This window comes from Streptomyces sp. NRRL S-337 (assembly GCF_000720175.1).
GTDB classification, from domain to species: domain Bacteria; phylum Actinomycetota; class Actinomycetes; order Streptomycetales; family Streptomycetaceae; genus Streptomyces; species Streptomyces siderophoricus.
Map to the genome: position 1 here is coordinate 13,729 of NZ_JOIX01000084.1, position 15,158 is coordinate 28,886.

Genomic DNA, 15,158 nt, shown 5'->3' on the forward strand with positions numbered 1-15,158 from the left:
GCCCGCCGAGATGACCGCCCAGCTGCCGCGCCAGATCTTCGCCGAGGACCACGAGGCCTTCCGGGAAACCGTCCGCACCTTCCTCGCCAAGGAGGTGACGCCCCACTACGAACAATGGGAGAAGGACGGCATCGTCAGCCGCGACGCCTGGCGCGCGGCCGGCAGACAGGGCCTGCTGGGAATGGCGGTGCCCGAGGAGTACGGCGGCGGAGGCAACCCCGACTTCCGCTACAGCGCCGTCCTCGCCGAGGAGTTCACCCGCGCCGGCGCCCCCGGACTCGCCCTGGGCCTGCACAACGACATCATCGGCCCCTACCTGACCTCCCTCGCCACCGACGAACAGAAGCAGCGCTGGCTCCCCGGATTCTGCACCGGCGAGATCATCACCGCCATCGCCATGACCGAACCGGGCGCCGGCTCCGACCTCCAGGGCATCCGCACCACCGCCGAGGACAAGGGCGACCACTGGCTGCTGAACGGCTCCAAGACGTTCATCTCCAACGGCATCCTCGCCGACCTCGTCATCGTCGTCGCCAAGACCACACCCGAGGGCGGCGCACACGGCCTGTCCCTGCTCGTCGTCGAACGCGGGACGGCAGGCTTCGAACGCGGCCGCAACCTCGACAAGATCGGACAGAAATCCCAGGACACCGCCGAACTGTTCTTCCGCGACGTACGCGTCCCCAAGGAGAACCTCCTCGGCGAGCTCAACGGCGCCTTCGTCCACCTCATGACCAACCTCGCACAGGAACGCATGGGCATAGCCGTCGCCGGCATCGCCGCCGCCGAGCACCTCCTGGAGATCACCACCCAATACGTCAAGGAACGCGAGGCATTCGGACGGCCGCTCTCCAAGCTCCAGCACATCCGCTTCGAGATCGCCGAAATGGCCACCGAATGCGCCGTCACCCGCACCTTCCTCGACCGCTGCATCGCCGACCACTCCGACGGCACCCTCGACGCCGTACACGCCTCCATGGCCAAGTGGTGGGCCACCGAACTCCAGAAGCGCGTCGCCGACCGCTGCCTCCAACTCCACGGCGGCTACGGCTACATGACCGAATACCGCGTCGCCAAGGCCTTCACCGACGGCCGCATCCAGACCATCTACGGCGGGACGACCGAGATCATGAAGGAGATCATCGGCCGCTCCCTGCTCGGCTAACCCTCCCCGGAAAGGCTTACCAGTGAGTTCCGAAGCGTACGTATACGACGCGATCCGCACCCCGCGCGGCCGCGGCAAGGCCAACGGCGCGCTGCACGGCACCAAGCCGATCGACCTGGTCGTCGGCCTGATCCACGAAGTACGCCGCCGCTTCCCCGGCCTCGACCCGGCCGCGATCGACGACATCGTCCTCGGCGTCGTCGGCCCCGTCGGCGACCAGGGCTCCGACATCGCCCGGATCGCCGCGATCGCCGCCGGCCTGCCCGACACCGTCGCCGGCGTCCAGGAGAACCGCTTCTGTGCCTCCGGCCTCGAAGCCGTCAACATGGCCGCCGCCAAGGTCCGTTCCGGCTGGGAAGACCTGGTCCTCGCGGGCGGCGTCGAATCCATGTCGCGCGTTCCGATGGCATCCGACGGCGGCGCCTGGTTCGCCGACCCGATGACCAACTTCGACACCGGCTTCGTCCCCCAGGGCATCGGCGCCGACCTCATCGCCACCATCGAGGGCTACAGCCGGCGCGACGTCGACGAGTTCGCCGCACTGTCCCAAGAACGGGCCGCCGCGGCATGGAAGGACGGCCGCTTCGACCGGTCCGTCGTCCCCGTGCGCGACCGCAACGGCCTCACCGTCCTCGACCACGACGAGCACATGCGCCCCGGCACCACCGCCGACTCCCTCGCCGCCCTCAAACCCTCCTTCGCCACCATCGGGGACGCCGGCGGATTCGACGCGGTCGCCCTGCAGAAATACCACTGGGTCGAGAAGATCGACCACGTCCACCACGCCGGCAACTCCTCCGGCATCGTCGACGGCGCCGCCCTCGTCGCCATCGGCAACAAGGAGGTCGGCGAGCGCTACGGCCTCACCCCCAGGGCCCGGATCCTCTCCGCCGCGGTCTCCGGCTCCGAACCGACGATCATGCTCACCGGCCCCGCCCCCGCCAGCCGCAAGGCGCTCGCCAAGGCCGGCCTGACCATCGACGACATCGACCTGGTCGAGATCAACGAAGCCTTCGCCGCCGTCGTCCTCCGCTTCGTCAAGGACATGGGCCTGAGCCTCGACAAGGTCAACGTCAACGGCGGCGCCATCGCCCTGGGCCACCCCCTCGGCGCGACCGGCGCCATGATCCTCGGCACCCTCGTCGACGAACTCGAACGACAGGACAAGCGCTACGGCCTGGCCACCCTCTGCGTCGGCGGCGGCATGGGCATCGCCACCGTCATCGAGCGCCTCTGACCCCCTCGTCCCACCCACCACGGAGTACGCACCATGAGTGAACCCGCAGCTTTGTCGACCATCCGCTGGGAAAAGGACGAGACCGGCGTCGTCACCCTGGTCCTGGACGACCCCGACCAGTCCGCCAACACCATGAACAACGCCTTCAAGACCTCCCTCACCACGGTCGTCGACCGCCTGGAGGCCGAGAAGGACAGCATCCGCGGCATCATCATCACCTCCGCCAAGAAGACCTTCTTCGCCGGCGGCGACCTCCGCGACCTGATCGCCGTCACCCCCGCCCAGGCCCAGCAGGCCTTCGAGTCCGGCCTGGGCATCAAGCGCGACCTGCGCCGCCTGGAGACGCTCGGCAAGCCCGTCGTCGCCGCCATCAACGGCGCCGCACTGGGCGGCGGTTACGAGATCGCGCTGGCCTGCCACCACCGCATCGCCCTCGACACCCCCGCCACCAAGATCGGCCTGCCCGAGGTCACCCTCGGCCTGCTGCCCGCCGCCGGCGGCGTCACCCGCACCGTACGACTGCTCGGCATCGCCGACGCCCTGCTGAAGGTGCTCCTCCAGGGCACCCAGTACAACGCCACCCGCGCCAAGGACGCCGGACTGATCCACCACGTCGCGGCCACCCCCGACGAACTCCTCACCAAGGCCCGCGCCTTCATCGACGAACACCCCGAGTCCCAGCAGCCCTGGGACGCCAAGGGCTACCGCATCCCCGGCGGCACCCCCGCCCAGCCGAAGTTCGCGGCCAACCTCCCGGCGTTCCCCGCCAACCTCAAGAAGCAGCTCAACGGCGCGCCGTACCCGGCCCCGCGCAACATCCTCGCCGCGGCCGTCGAAGGCTCCCAGGTCGACTTCGAGACCGCGCAGACCATCGAGGCGCGGTACTTCGTCGAGCTGGTCACCGGCCAGATCTCCAAGAACATGATCCAGGCCTTCTTCTTCGACCTCCAGGCCGTCAACTCCGGCGCCAACCGCCCCAAGGGCATCGAACCTCGCACGGTCGAGAAGGTCGCCGTGCTCGGCGCCGGCATGATGGGCGCCGGAATCGCCTACGCCTGCGCCAAGGCGGGCATCCAGGTCGTCCTCAAGGACGTCACCCTGGAGGCGGCGCAGAAGGGCAAGGCGTACTCGGAGGGGCTGCTCGACAAGGCGCTCTCCCGAGGCCGTACCACCGAGCAGAAGCGCGACGAACTGCTCGCCCGGATCACGCCCACCGCCGAGCCCGGCGACCTCGCGGGCTGCGGCGCCGTCATCGAGGCGGTCTTCGAGGACGTCGCCCTCAAGCACAAGGTGTTCAAGGAGATCCAGCACATCGTCGCGCCCGACGCCCTGCTGTGCTCCAACACCTCCACCCTCCCCATCACGCTGCTGGCCGAAGGCGTCGAGCGGGACCAGGACTTCATCGGGCTGCACTTCTTCTCACCGGTCGACAAGATGCCGCTGGTCGAGATCATCAAGGGCGAGCGGACCGGCGACGAGGCGCTGGCCCGCGCCTTCGACCTGGTCCGCCAGATCAAGAAGACACCGATCGTGGTCAACGACTCGCGGGGCTTCTTCACCTCCCGCGTCATCGGCCAGTTCATCAACGAGGGCGTGGCGATGATCGGCGAGGGCCTGGAACCGGCCTCCGTCGAACAGGCCGCCGCCCAGGCCGGCTACCCCGCCAAGGTGCTGTCCCTGATGGACGAGCTGACCCTGACGCTGCCGCGCAAGATCCGCGAAGAGACCCGACGGGCCGCCGAGGAGGCCGGCGCCACCTGGCAGCCGCACCCGGCGGACGAGGTCATCGACCGGATGGTCGACGAGTTCGGCCGCCCCGGCCGGAGCGGGGGTGCCGGTTTCTACGAGTACGGCGAGGACGGCCGCCGCGCCGGTCTGTGGCCGGGCCTGCGCGAGCACTTCGCCCGCGAAGGCGCCGAGATCCCCTTCATCGACATGCAGGAACGCATGCTCTTCTCCGAGGCGCTGGACACCGTCCGCTGCTTCGAGGAGGGCGTCCTCACCTCGGTCGCCGACGCCAACATCGGCTCCATCTTCGGCATCGGCTTCCCGGGATGGACCGGCGGCGTGATCCAGTACATCAACGGCTACCAGGGCGGCCCGGGCCGCGAGGACCTCGTCGGCCTCCCCGGCTTCGTGACCCGCGCCCGGGAGCTCCAGACGGCCTACGGCGACCGCTTCGCGCCCCCCGCATTGCTGGTGGAAAAGGCCGAAAGGGGCGAGAAGCTCAGCGACTGAGGGGCCGGGGGCAGGGCCGGGGCCGGAGGTGAGCCAGGAGCCGGGTGCGGGGACGGGTCGGGGGCGAGCCAGGGGACGGGGCGGGCGCGACTGATGACCGCCCTCGCCCCGGGCCCTTCCCGCCTCCTCGCCTGCCCCCGCTCCACTGCTTGGGCTTCGACTACAGTCAGTAGCGATCGGGGAACTAATCACTCTCCGTAATCGTTGCCGTAATACGAAGGGTCGGCACACAAGGCACCGGAGGGACGACGTCCAGGGCATAGGGCGGGCGAGCCCAGCGCACGCCCAACCGCTGGCTTCCCGCGGGGCCACCGCCCCCTCGCTCCTGCGGGCCTCTGGCTCCCGCGAGCGCTCCTGGCTCCCGCGGGCTCCGTCCCTCTCAGCGGATCAACCCTCCCGAGCGCCGTCCGCCCGGTCCGGAGCGCCTTCCGTGTCGAACCACTCCCGCAGCTCCTGCTTCATCGAGCGCTGGAAGGCGGTGACCAGTGCCTGCACCACCATGGGCTGCATATGGGCCGAGAGCGACTTCATCCGCGCCATCTCCTCCGCGTCCGGTCCACCCTCCCGGTGCGGCCCCCATACCTCGTCCTTGAACAGCCGGCTCAGCTCGCGGGCCGCCGAGCGGGTGTGCTCGATGACGACGGTGCGCGCCGCGAGGATGGTCTCCAGCGCGATCGGTACGTCCAGCAGGCGGGTACCCAGGTGTAGCAGCCCGGGGTCGACGCGGAAGACCTGCGGGTCGTCGGTTCGTACGAGCACGCTCATGGCTGCCAGCCGGTCCAGGTCTTCCTCGGTCAGGTCGCGGCCGATCCGCCGCTGCAGCTGGTCACGGGTGGCGTCCTCGGCCTTGTCCGGGACCCAGCTCGCCACCAGCGCACGGTGGATGGCCAGGTCCTGGGCGCTCAGGTCGGGCGGCAACTGGTCCAGGTAGCGCTCGATGGCCGACAGGGTGAGGCCCTGGTGCTGGAGTTCCTCGATGAGGGCAAGCCGCGAGAGGTGGTCCGGGCCGTAGCGGCCGACCCGGCGGGGGCCGATCTCCGGCGGTGGCAGCAGACCGCGGGTGCTGTAGAAGCGGATCGTGCGGACGGTGACGCCGGCGCGGGCGGCCAGTTCGTCGACCGTCAGATCGGTGGCGGACTCCATGTTCAACAGTATTGCTGTCTCACCATTGTTGTGAAACCTTGAGGAACCTTCTGAAGCCTGGGGGAATGAACCCTGGTGGAGGCTTCTTCTGGAGCTGCCGGATCTTGCGGCGCATCCTTGCTCTTCCTCTGCTGCCTCCCTTTCGCACATGTTGCGGAGCGGATGTCGGGGGTGTGCCTGCCGGTGTGGCGGGCCGGCCGCGTCTGGGCAGCGGCCTTCGCGCCGGACAAGGCGGAGGCGCTGGAGCCGCTGCTGGCGGCGGCCGGTTTCGAGCGGCTGGTGTGGGTGGCGGTGCTTTCGCGCCGGTACCGCCGGACGTGGCGCGGGTCTGAGCCCCTCTCGGGGTCGTGAGCATGGGTGCCGGTGCCTGGGGGCGCCTGGGGGCTCACCGAGATGGCAGCGCCTGCTGACCCAGCAGGCGGGCTGGAGCACGGTGACGGTCGGTCGTACCTGGTGGCGTCGTAACCGGTCGCGATGCTGGTCCTGCCCCCGGAGCCGGAGCCGGAGCCGGTACCCGCGTGGGCCGCGCCGGGGCGGGATTGCGGGCAGGGTCACGAGATCGAGGGCGCGCTGTCGGAGCCGGCCGGGCTGTCCCGAGGGGCGGGTGGAGGTCGAGCCGGGTGTCGCGGCGGCGAATATGTGCCTGAACCGAATGGAAACCGACTGGAAGCCGACTGAAAACCGAATGGAACAGGTCAAGAAGTGTGCGTTGCTGGGCGAGGAGGGGGCCGGAAACGGGTGAACTCGCCCGGACTTTCAAAATGTGCCGCCGGATATTTCGTGCCAAAAACGGACAAATCTTGGATGGCCTATACACGCTGTGATCTTGCCCACAGACGGAGGGGCGCTCTTCGGGGAAGGTGTGCCGTCGGCCGTCCGCGCGATCCGCGGGATCCGGCCACCGCGCAAGCGCCTGCCCGAAAGCGAGATACACCAGCAGTGAGCACAGAAACCGTCACCGAGACAGCCCACAGGTCACCTGACGGGGGGAGCGGCGCGCAGCAGGACGCGGGCGACGCGGGGTACAGCAAGGGCCTCAAGGGCCGGCACATCAACATGATCGCCATCGGCGGCGCGATCGGCACCGGCCTGTTCCTGGGCGCCGGCGGCCGGCTGCACTCCGCCGGTCCCGCGCTGGCCGTCGCGTACGCGGTCTGCGGCCTCTTCGCCTTCTTCGTCGTGCGCGCCCTCGGCGAGCTGGTGCTGCACCGCCCGTCGTCCGGGTCGTTCGTCTCCTACGCCCGGGAGTTCCTGGGGGAGAAGGGCGCCTACGTCGCCGGCTGGATGTACGTCGTGAACTGGTCGACGACCGGTATCGCCGACATCACCGCGATCGCGCTCTACACGCACTACTGGAGCCTGTTCACCGACATCCCGCAGTGGGTGATGGCGCTGATCGCGCTGGCGGTCGTGCTGACGGTGAACCTGATCTCCGTGAAGATCTTCGGTGAGCTGGAGTTCTGGTTCGCGATCATCAAGGTCGCCGCGCTGGTCGTCTTCATGTTCATCGGCATCTTCCTGCTGGCCACCCACCACCCGGTGGCCGGTCACGCGCCGGGCCTGAACCTGATCACCGACCACGGCGGTATCTTCCCGACCGGTCTGCTGCCCGTGGTGATCGTGCTCCAGGGCGTGGTCTTCGCCTACTCCGCGGTCGAGCTGGTCGGCGTCACCGCCGGTGAGACCGGTGAGCCGCAGAAGGTCGTGCCGAAGGCCGTCAACTCCATCATGTGGCGGGTGGGCGTCTTCTACGTCGGCTCGGTGATCCTGCTGGCGATGCTGCTGCCGTGGAACAAGTACACCGCCGGCCAGAGCCCGTTCGTCACGGTGCTCTCCAACGTCGGTGTCCCGGCGGCCGGCGACGTGATGAACCTCGTCGTGCTGACCGCGGCCATGTCCAGCCTGAACTCCGGTCTGTACTCGACCGGCCGGATCCTGCGCTCCATGTCGATGGCCGGCTCCGCGCCCAAGTTCGCCGGCCGGATGAACCGCAACCAGGTTCCGTACGGCGGCATCATGCTCACCTCCGCGGTGTGCGTGCTCGGTGTCGGGCTGAACTACTGGCTCCCGGGTGAGGCGTTCGAGATCGTGCTGAACATCGCGGCGCTGGGCATCATCAGCACCTGGTGCACGATCATGATCTGCCACATGGTCTTCGTGCGCCGCTCGAAGGAGGGGGTGCTGGAGCGACCGAAGTTCCGGCTGCCGGGCACCCCGGTCACGGACATCGCCACCATCGTCTTCCTGCTCGGCGTCATCGTGCTGATGTGGTTCGACGACGGTGTCGGCCGCAAGACCGTGCTGCTGATCCCGGTCATCGCCGCCGCGCTGGTCGCCGGCTGGTTCGGGGTCCGCGGCCGGGTGGCCCGGATCGCCAAGGAACGCGAGGAGCTCCAAGCGGCCGAGTAGTCGCGCACCCAGCGGAGCCTGAGTACGACAGGGCGGTCGCGGCGGGCCGGAAGGCCTCCGCGGCCGCCCTCGTGCGTGCGCGGGCGGCCGGGCCCGCTCCCGCCCGGCCTTTGCGCGGTCCCGGTCGATTGTCAGTGGTCGGCTCTACTGTGAACACATGACCGAAAACACGGGGATTTCCTACGTCGAGGGGGACGCCACCGCACCGCAGGGCAAGGGCGTCAAGATCATCACGCATGTCTGCAACGACCTGGGCGGCTGGGGCAAGGGCTTCGTCCTCGCGCTCTCCCGCCGCTGGCCGGAGCCCGAGGCGGCTTACCGCAGATGGCACCGCGAGCGCGCGGGCAACGACTTCGGGCTGGGCGCCGCCCAGTTCGTCCAGGTCGCCGACCGGCTGTGGGTGGCCAACGTCGTCGGCCAGCGGGGCATCAGAACGGGCAGTAAGGGCGTCCCGGTCCGGTACGAGGCCATCGACGCCGGGCTCGGCCGGGTGGCGGACCGGGCCGCGGAGCTCGGGGCGTCGGTCCACATGCCGCGGATCGGCTGCGGGCTGGCGGGCGGGAAGTGGTCCCGGGTGGAGCCGCTGATAGCCGAGCGGCTCACCCGGCGCGGCATACCGGTCACGGTCTACGACCACTGACGGTCTACGACGACTGACGGTCTGCGGCCACTGACTCCTCGCCCGCCGGCCGCGGGAGGGGCCCGGGCTCAGCCGCCGATCAGCGGGTAGTGATCGCTGAGGTTGGTGTAGGTGTAGTCCTTGCCCCAGCTGGAGACGGTCCAGGGCGCCGACTCCTCCTTGACCACTTCGTTCTGCCAGTCGGCGGGCCGGGCATGGCCGTTGCGGTGCAGCACGTAGTCCAGGTCCTCGCGGGGGTCGTCGGGGTAGCGGTATTTCGCGATGGAGTTCTCCTGGGTGTCGAAGGAGTACGGGTGCCCGGTGCGGCTGTCGGCCGGGGCCAGATCGCCGTTGCTGAGCAGGGCGTTGTACTCCGCGCTGTGGGAGTCGATGTTGAGGTCGCCGGCGACCATGACCTCCTCGTCCGCCGGGATGTTCTTGGCGTCCAGGAAGGCGTCGATCTCCTTGAGCTGCTTGGCGCGGTCCGCGGCCGCCTGGCCCGCTTTGCAGCCCGAGTCGGTGGACTGGGTGTGGGTGCCGACGACGTGCACCTTGGTGCCGCCCACGTCCAGCACCGCATAGACGAAGCCCTTGTTGGAGAAGGAGTCCGAACCGCAGGCGTCCTTGTAGATGTACTGCTCCTTGCGCAGGATCGGCCACTTGCTCAGCAAGGTCACCCCGCCGTCCTCCGGGGTGACGGCCGAGTAGGCGCCGCCGGTGGCGTCCCAGCCGCTCCGGCTACGGCCCACCACCGGAGTCTGGTGCGGATACTGTCCGGCGGCCCGGGACTTCAGCGCATCGGAGGAGGAATTGTCGAACGCCTCCTGGAGCACGACGACGTCATTGCCCTGGAAGAAGTCCGCGGCCGCGATCGCCTCGGCACGGTGGTCCTGGCCCCAGTTGGGATAGAGGTTCTTGCTCATCAGGAAGGTGTTGTAGCTCAGCACCTTCAGATGGGGAGCGGTGGCGGCCGAGGCGGTGGGGGACGCGGCGGTCACGGTCGCGGCGGCGAGGACCGCGGCGAGAGCGGCGGTGCGAAGGCCCGCTGCGGACGGCGTGCGCGGCGCTGGGTTCGACACTGAATCTCCCTATGGGGGTGGGGATTTGGTCCGGCGGCGCCATCCAACCAGTTGACATTACTTCTAGGTAACCGTCTGGGAGGTATGAGATGTACACACAGGGCCGGGGCCGCACGGCACGGGCAGGGATTCCGCTGCCCACACGCCGCCGGTCGGCGCCGTATCATGAGAAATGCTATGAATACGGAGAAAAACCAGCCAAAACCCCCGCCGGTCGGTGGTGTCCTCTGGTCGTTGGCCGGAGACATCCGCATGCTGCTCACCCTGCCGCCGGCGCTGACCATGCAGGTCGCGCACCCCGCGGTGGGTGCCGGGGTGGACCACCACTCCGCCTTCCGGACCGACCCGTGGGGGCGTGGCGAGCGGTCGCTGGTCTCGCTGCAGCTGTGGGTCTACGGGGGCGACGGCGCGGCCGAGGAGGGGCGCCGGCTGCGCCGGCTGCACCGGACCATCGAGGGTACCGACGCGCACGGCCGCCCGTACCACGCCCTGACCCCCGCGAACTACGCCTGGGTGCACGCCACCGGGTACCCCGTCTTCCGGCACGCCCAGCGTTACCTCGGCCGCCCCTTCACCGAGGCGCAGGAGCGGCAGCTGTACGCGGAATGGCTCCAGGTCGGGCGGGTCTTGGGCATCCAGGACCGCGATATGCCGCCGACCGTCGAGGAGTTCTGGCCGTACTACCGCCGGGTCCTCGACACCGAGATCGAAGCGACCGCGGTGGTACGGGAGTTGATCGACCCCGACCCGCCGCTACCGGTGCCCGACCGCGGTCCGCGCTGGCTGCGGCTGCTGCTCCGGCTGGTCTGGCCCTGGCTGCGCCCGCGCTTCGCCCGCTTCCGACGGTTCGTCACGATCGGCCTGATGCCGCCGGACGCCCGGCGCGCCATCGGCCTGGAGTGGACCGAGGCGCAGGAGCGCCGGCTGCGCCGCTTCGGACGCGTGGTACGCGTGGTGGTCCCGGTCCTTCCGGAGCGGCTGCGCTTCATGCCGATCGCCCGCCGCGCCCGGCGTGCGGCGCGGCAGGCGGCGGTCCGGTAGGCGGCGGTCCGGTAGGGGCGTCCGGCGGACGAGCGAGGGCGGAGCCGGGGGACGACGGCCCCGGCTCCGCCCCGTTCAGCGCTCGGCGGACGGCGTGCGGCCGGGCATCAGTGCCCGTGCACGTCGTGCGTGGCCGCGATCTGCTTCCAGGATTTCGGCTGCGCCACCGGGCCGCGGGGTGCGCCAAGGGCCCGCTTGGCCGCGCCGCTCGCGGGCTTGGACGGCTGGAACAGCCAGGTGTCGAAGAACCCGGCCAGCTGCTTGCCGGACTTCTTCTCGGCGAACGCCACGAAGTCGGCCACCGAGGCGTTGCCGTACTTGTGCTCGGTCGGCCAGGACTTGAGGAGGCCGAAGAAGACCTTGTCGCCGACCTTGTTGCGGAGCGCCTGCAGGGCGAGCGCGCCACGGTCGTAGACGGCACCGTCGAACTGGTTCTCCGCACCCGGGTTGCCCGGCTTGACCTTCCAGAACGGGTCGTCGGCCGGGTGCTGGGCGTAGACGTAGTCCGCGAGTTCCTGCGCGGTGCCCTCGCCCTCCTTCTCCGACCACAGCCACTGGCTGTAGGCGGCGAAGCCCTCGTTGATCCAGATGTCCTTCCAGTCCTTGAGGGAAACGCTGTCGCCGTACCACTGGTGCGCCAGCTCGTGCACCACGACCGAGACGTTGGTGCCCCGGTCGAAGGCCTTCTTGCCGTAGAACGGACGGGTCTGGGTCTCCAGGGCGTACCGGGCCGGCACGTTGGGGACGTAGCCGCCGACCGCGTTGAACGGGTACGGACCGAAGACGCTTTCCAGCCACTCGGTGATCTCGGTGGTGCGCTCGATGCTCGCCCGCGCCGACCCCTCGTTCGCGCCGAGGTCCTTGCTGACGGCGTTGATCACCGGCAGGCCGTTCGCGGTGGTGTCGGTGGTGATGTCGAACTTGCCGACCGCCAGCGTCGTCAGATACGTCGCCTGCGGCTTGTCCGAGCGCCAGTTGTAGCGGGTCCAGCCGAGCTTGGAGGTCTGCGAGGCCAGCACGCCGTTGCTGAGCGCCTGGGTGCCGTCCGGGACCGCGACCGAGATGTCGTAGGTCGCCTTGTCGGTGGGGTGGTCATTGCTCGGGAACCACCACACGGCGGAGTCCGGCTCCTGGGCGATCACCGCCCCGTCGGGCGTACGGGCCCAGGCGGTGAAGTCGTCGATCTTCAGCTCGGAGGGCTTGCCCGCATAGCGCACGACGACGCTGATCTGCCTGCCCTTCTCCAGCGGCGCGGCCGGGGTGACCTCCAGCTCGTGCTTGCCGGACGTGGCGAACGTGGCCTTCTTGCCGTTGACCCTTATCTCGCTGACCTTGAGGCCGAAGTCCAGGTTGAAGCGGGAGAGGTCCTGGGTGGTCGTGGCGAGCAGCGTCGCCGTGCCCTCCAGCAGGTCCGTCTTCGGCTGGTACTTGAGTCGCAGGTCGTAGTGGGAAACGTCGTATCCGCCGTTTCCGCTCTCGGGGTAGTAGGTGTCGCCCACGCCCGGAGCGCCCGGGGAGAAGTCGGCCGCGGACGCCGGGATCGCCAGCAGCAGACTGAGCGCGGCCGCGCCCGGGACGAGGAGTCTGTGACGCACGAGTCCTCCAACTCGTAGGGGGATGGCTCTGGTTCAGACCCTAGACAGCCCACCGGGGCAGCGTCATGGACATGGCCGGATCTGACACATGACCGACATGAACCACCAACTGGCCCGGGTGGCGCCGTACGCCCTGCCGGCGCCGTACGTCTGCCGACGCCGTACGCCCCGCCGGACCCGAGGCCTCCGCCGGCTTCGCTGGACCTGATGCCTCCGCATGCTTCGCTGGACCCGACCCGCCCGCTGGCCCCGACGCGCCCCCCTGGCCCCGACGTCCCCGTCGGGCCCGACTCCCCGGCAGGTCCCGTACGACCCGGGGGCGCCGGCCGTCACCGGCCGCACAGCCGTCGCCATCCGCACCCTTACGCGCGGGAGTTGAGCCGCGCTACGGTCCGCCCGTGACGAACCCTGCGCGGTTTCCCCGCATCCCCTTCACAGCGCTCGTGCTGGCGGCCGTCGCCTCCCTGCTGTCCGCACTGATCGGGCCGGCCGCCGCGCAGGCGGCGCCCGGCGAGAGCAGACCCGTGTACTCCTACGACCACGCGATACGCGAATCGGTCTGGGTCGACACCCGGCTCGACGGCGATGCGGACGGACGGACCGACCGCGTCGCCGTCGACATCGTGCGGCCGTCCGAACCGGCCCGGCAGGGCCGCCGGATACCGGTGATCATGGATGCCAGCCCGTACTACTCCTGCTGCGGACGCGGCAACGAGAGCCAGAAGAAGACCTACGACGCCCACGGCCGGCCGGTCCAGTTCCCGCTCTTCTACGACAACTACTTCGTGCCGCGCGGCTATGCGACCGTCCTCGTCGACCTGGCCGGCACCAATCGCTCGGACGGCTGTGTCGACGTCGGCGGCCGCTCCGACATCCAGTCGGCCAGGGCCGTCGTCGACTGGCTGGGCGGCCGGGGCCGCGCCTACACCGCCCGCACCGGAGGCAGTCCCGTCACCGCCGGCTGGTCCAACGGCAGCACCGGCATGATCGGCAAGAGCTGGGACGCCACCATCGCCAACGGCGTCGCAGCCACCGGGGTCAAGGGGCTGAAAACCATCGTCCCGATCGCCGGCATCTCCTCCTGGTACGACTACTACTTCGCCAAGGGCGCCCCGCTCTACGACTCCGGCCCGGACGCGCTCGCCCACGCGGTCGACAGCCCGGACGCGCAGAAACGATGCGCCGCCGTACAGAAGAAGCTCGCCGACGGGGCCCCGCGCAGCGGTGACTGGACCGCGCTGTGGACCGAACGGGACTACGTCCGCAACGCCGGCAAGGTCCGGGCCAGCGTCTTCCTGGTACACGGCATGCAGGACCTCAACGTCCGTACCCGGCACGCCGGTCAGTGGTGGGACGCGCTCGCCCGGCACGGCGTCGCGCGCAAGATCTGGCTCTCGCAGACCGGGCACGTCGACCCCTTCGACTACCGGCGCACCGACTGGGTCAAGACCCTGCACCACTGGTTCGACCACTATTTGCTGGGCTACGACAACGGCATCGACCGCGCTCCGATGGCCGATATCGAGCGTTCCCCCGGCGTCTGGTCCACCGACCCGCAGTGGCCCGCGCCCGGCACCTCGGCCACCACACTGCGCCCGCGCCCGGGCCAGGAGCCCGGCGTCGGCGTCCTCGGCACCCGGAAGGCACCCCGGGGCGCCACCGAGACCTTCACCGACGACCCCGGGCTCGGCGAAGCCGACTGGGCGGCCCACATCGACCGGCCGACGCCCGCCAAGGCCGGGTTCAGCACCGGGCCGCTGCGCGCGCCCCTGCGGCTGTCCGGCTCGGGATCGGTGACCGTCACCGTGACCCCGAGCACCTCCACCGCCCACCTCTCCGCCGTCCTGGTGGACCTCGGCCCCGACACCATCCGCAACTACGGAGCCGATGGCGAGGGCATCACCACCCTCGACAGGCGCACCTGCTGGGGCGCCGGCAACACGGGGGACACCGGCTGTTTCAAGGAGACCGCCGCCGACACCGAGAAGGTCGCGTACACCGTCCTCAGCCGCGGCTGGGCCGACCTCGGCAACTACGCCGACCCCCACAAGGGCCGCCCGCTCACCCCGGGCAAGCCCTACAACCTCACCCTCGATCTGGCCGCCACCGACCACATCGTGCCCGCCGGGCACCGCCTCGCGCTGATCGTGGCCGGGACCGACGCCGGGCTGATCGACCCGCCCTCGTCCCGGCCCACCCTCACCCTCGACCTGTCCCGCACGTCCGCACGCCTGCCGCTGACCGGCGGCCCCGCGGCCCTCGCGCGGGCCACCGCGCACGTGTCCGCCCCCGCCCCCGCCCACCGGACGGCACCGCTGGACGGGATCGCCCCGCCCCGCTCGATCAGCCGGATGCCCGGCGCGCAATGACCGCCCTGGGGTGCCTCCCCGGTCCAGGCCCGGTCGTCCCGGTCAGGCCTGGTCGCCCCGGTAGGGCCGGTCTGGCCGGCCTCCCCGGCCTCCCCGGTCTCCTGGCCACACCGGCCACACCGGCCTCCCGGCCAGGACGGCCTCCCCGGTCCCGCCGGACCGGGGAGGCACCCCTACGGCCAGGGGCCGCCCACCGCGGGCGCCCCGGCAACGCCCCCACCCCGGGCCAGCCCCGCACCCCGCACCTCGGCCCCCGGCACCCC

At 70.3% G+C, this 15,158-nt stretch carries 11 protein-coding genes; 8 read left to right on the top strand and 3 right to left on the bottom strand.

What is annotated here, in order from left to right; all coding sequences use genetic code 11:
• Positions 1-22: 22 nt before the first annotated feature.
• The 3 genes from IG62_RS0135025 to IG62_RS0135035 are packed head-to-tail and all read left to right on the top strand — an operon-like array spanning position 23 to position 4,640.
• Positions 23-1,165 carry an acyl-CoA dehydrogenase family protein gene (locus tag IG62_RS0135025; protein ID WP_030813097.1) on the top strand — a complete coding sequence of 381 codons (1,143 nt, stop codon included), beginning with the start codon at positions 23-25 and terminating at the stop codon, positions 1,163-1,165.
• 22 nt (positions 1,166-1,187) lie between these two features.
• Positions 1,188-2,402, top strand: coding sequence for an acetyl-CoA C-acetyltransferase (locus IG62_RS0135030; RefSeq protein ID WP_030813100.1), 1,215 nt, complete (start codon positions 1,188-1,190; stop codon positions 2,400-2,402).
• 33 nt (positions 2,403-2,435) lie between these two features.
• The gene (locus IG62_RS0135035; protein WP_030813103.1) at positions 2,436-4,640 is read left to right on the top strand and encodes a 3-hydroxyacyl-CoA dehydrogenase NAD-binding domain-containing protein; all 2,205 of its coding nucleotides are present in this window, start codon (positions 2,436-2,438) and stop codon (positions 4,638-4,640) included.
• A 387-nt stretch (positions 4,641-5,027) separates the two neighbouring features.
• Here IG62_RS0135035 and IG62_RS0135040 read toward each other — a convergent pair whose 3' ends face one another.
• Positions 5,028-5,783 (bottom strand): MerR family transcriptional regulator, encoded by a 756-nt coding sequence (locus tag IG62_RS0135040; RefSeq protein ID WP_037840076.1) that lies wholly within the window; start codon positions 5,781-5,783, stop codon positions 5,028-5,030.
• 162 nt (positions 5,784-5,945) lie between these two features.
• On the opposite strand from IG62_RS0135040, the gene IG62_RS0135045 reads away from it, so the two are divergent.
• From IG62_RS0135045 to IG62_RS0135055, 3 genes are all read left to right on the top strand, one after another.
• Positions 5,946-6,134 (top strand): hypothetical protein, encoded by a 189-nt coding sequence (locus tag IG62_RS0135045; RefSeq protein WP_030813109.1) that lies wholly within the window; start codon positions 5,946-5,948, stop codon positions 6,132-6,134.
• Positions 6,135-6,722: 588 nt separating this feature from the next.
• On the top strand, positions 6,723-8,192 hold the full coding sequence (locus IG62_RS0135050; protein WP_030813111.1) for an amino acid permease: 1,470 nt from the start codon (positions 6,723-6,725) through the stop codon (positions 8,190-8,192).
• A 157-nt stretch (positions 8,193-8,349) separates the two neighbouring features.
• Positions 8,350-8,832: a macro domain-containing protein gene (locus IG62_RS0135055; RefSeq protein WP_030813116.1), complete on the top strand. Its 483-nt coding sequence runs from the start codon at positions 8,350-8,352 to the stop codon at positions 8,830-8,832.
• Between the two features lie 68 nt (positions 8,833-8,900).
• Here the strand turns inward: IG62_RS0135055 and sph are convergent, their stop codons facing one another.
• Complete coding sequence (gene sph / locus IG62_RS0135060) at positions 8,901-9,890, bottom strand: sphingomyelin phosphodiesterase (protein WP_030813119.1); 990 nt, start codon at positions 9,888-9,890, stop codon at positions 8,901-8,903.
• Between the two features lie 177 nt (positions 9,891-10,067).
• Here sph and IG62_RS0135065 point away from each other — a divergent pair, with 177 nt between their 5' ends.
• Complete coding sequence (locus tag IG62_RS0135065) at positions 10,068-10,931, top strand: oxygenase MpaB family protein (protein ID WP_030813122.1); 864 nt, start codon at positions 10,068-10,070, stop codon at positions 10,929-10,931.
• A 107-nt stretch (positions 10,932-11,038) separates the two neighbouring features.
• On the opposite strand, the gene IG62_RS0135070 is transcribed toward IG62_RS0135065, so the two are convergent.
• A complete protein-coding gene (locus IG62_RS0135070) occupies positions 11,039-12,526 on the bottom strand; it encodes a M1 family metallopeptidase (protein ID WP_030813125.1) in 1,488 nt (495 codons plus the stop codon).
• Between the two features lie 398 nt (positions 12,527-12,924).
• On the opposite strand from IG62_RS0135070, the gene IG62_RS0135075 reads away from it, so the two are divergent.
• The gene (locus IG62_RS0135075; protein ID WP_199812564.1) at positions 12,925-14,895 is read left to right on the top strand and encodes a Xaa-Pro dipeptidyl-peptidase; all 1,971 of its coding nucleotides are present in this window, start codon (positions 12,925-12,927) and stop codon (positions 14,893-14,895) included.
• Positions 14,896-15,158 lie beyond the last annotated feature (263 nt).

Bases quoted from the DNA above. Each gene is read 5' to 3' on its own strand.
- IG62_RS0135035 (WP_030813103.1), top strand. From the start codon at position 2,436: ATGAGTGAACCCGCAGCTTTGTCGACCATCCGCTGGGAAAAGGACGAG.
- IG62_RS0135040 (WP_037840076.1), bottom strand. From the start codon at position 5,783: ATGGAGTCCGCCACCGATCTGACGGTCGACGAACTGGCCGCCCGCGCC.
- IG62_RS0135045 (WP_030813109.1), top strand. From the start codon at position 5,946: ATGTCGGGGGTGTGCCTGCCGGTGTGGCGGGCCGGCCGCGTCTGGGCA.
- IG62_RS0135055 (WP_030813116.1), top strand. From the start codon at position 8,350: ATGACCGAAAACACGGGGATTTCCTACGTCGAGGGGGACGCCACCGCA.
- IG62_RS0135065 (WP_030813122.1), top strand. From the start codon at position 10,068: ATGAATACGGAGAAAAACCAGCCAAAACCCCCGCCGGTCGGTGGTGTC.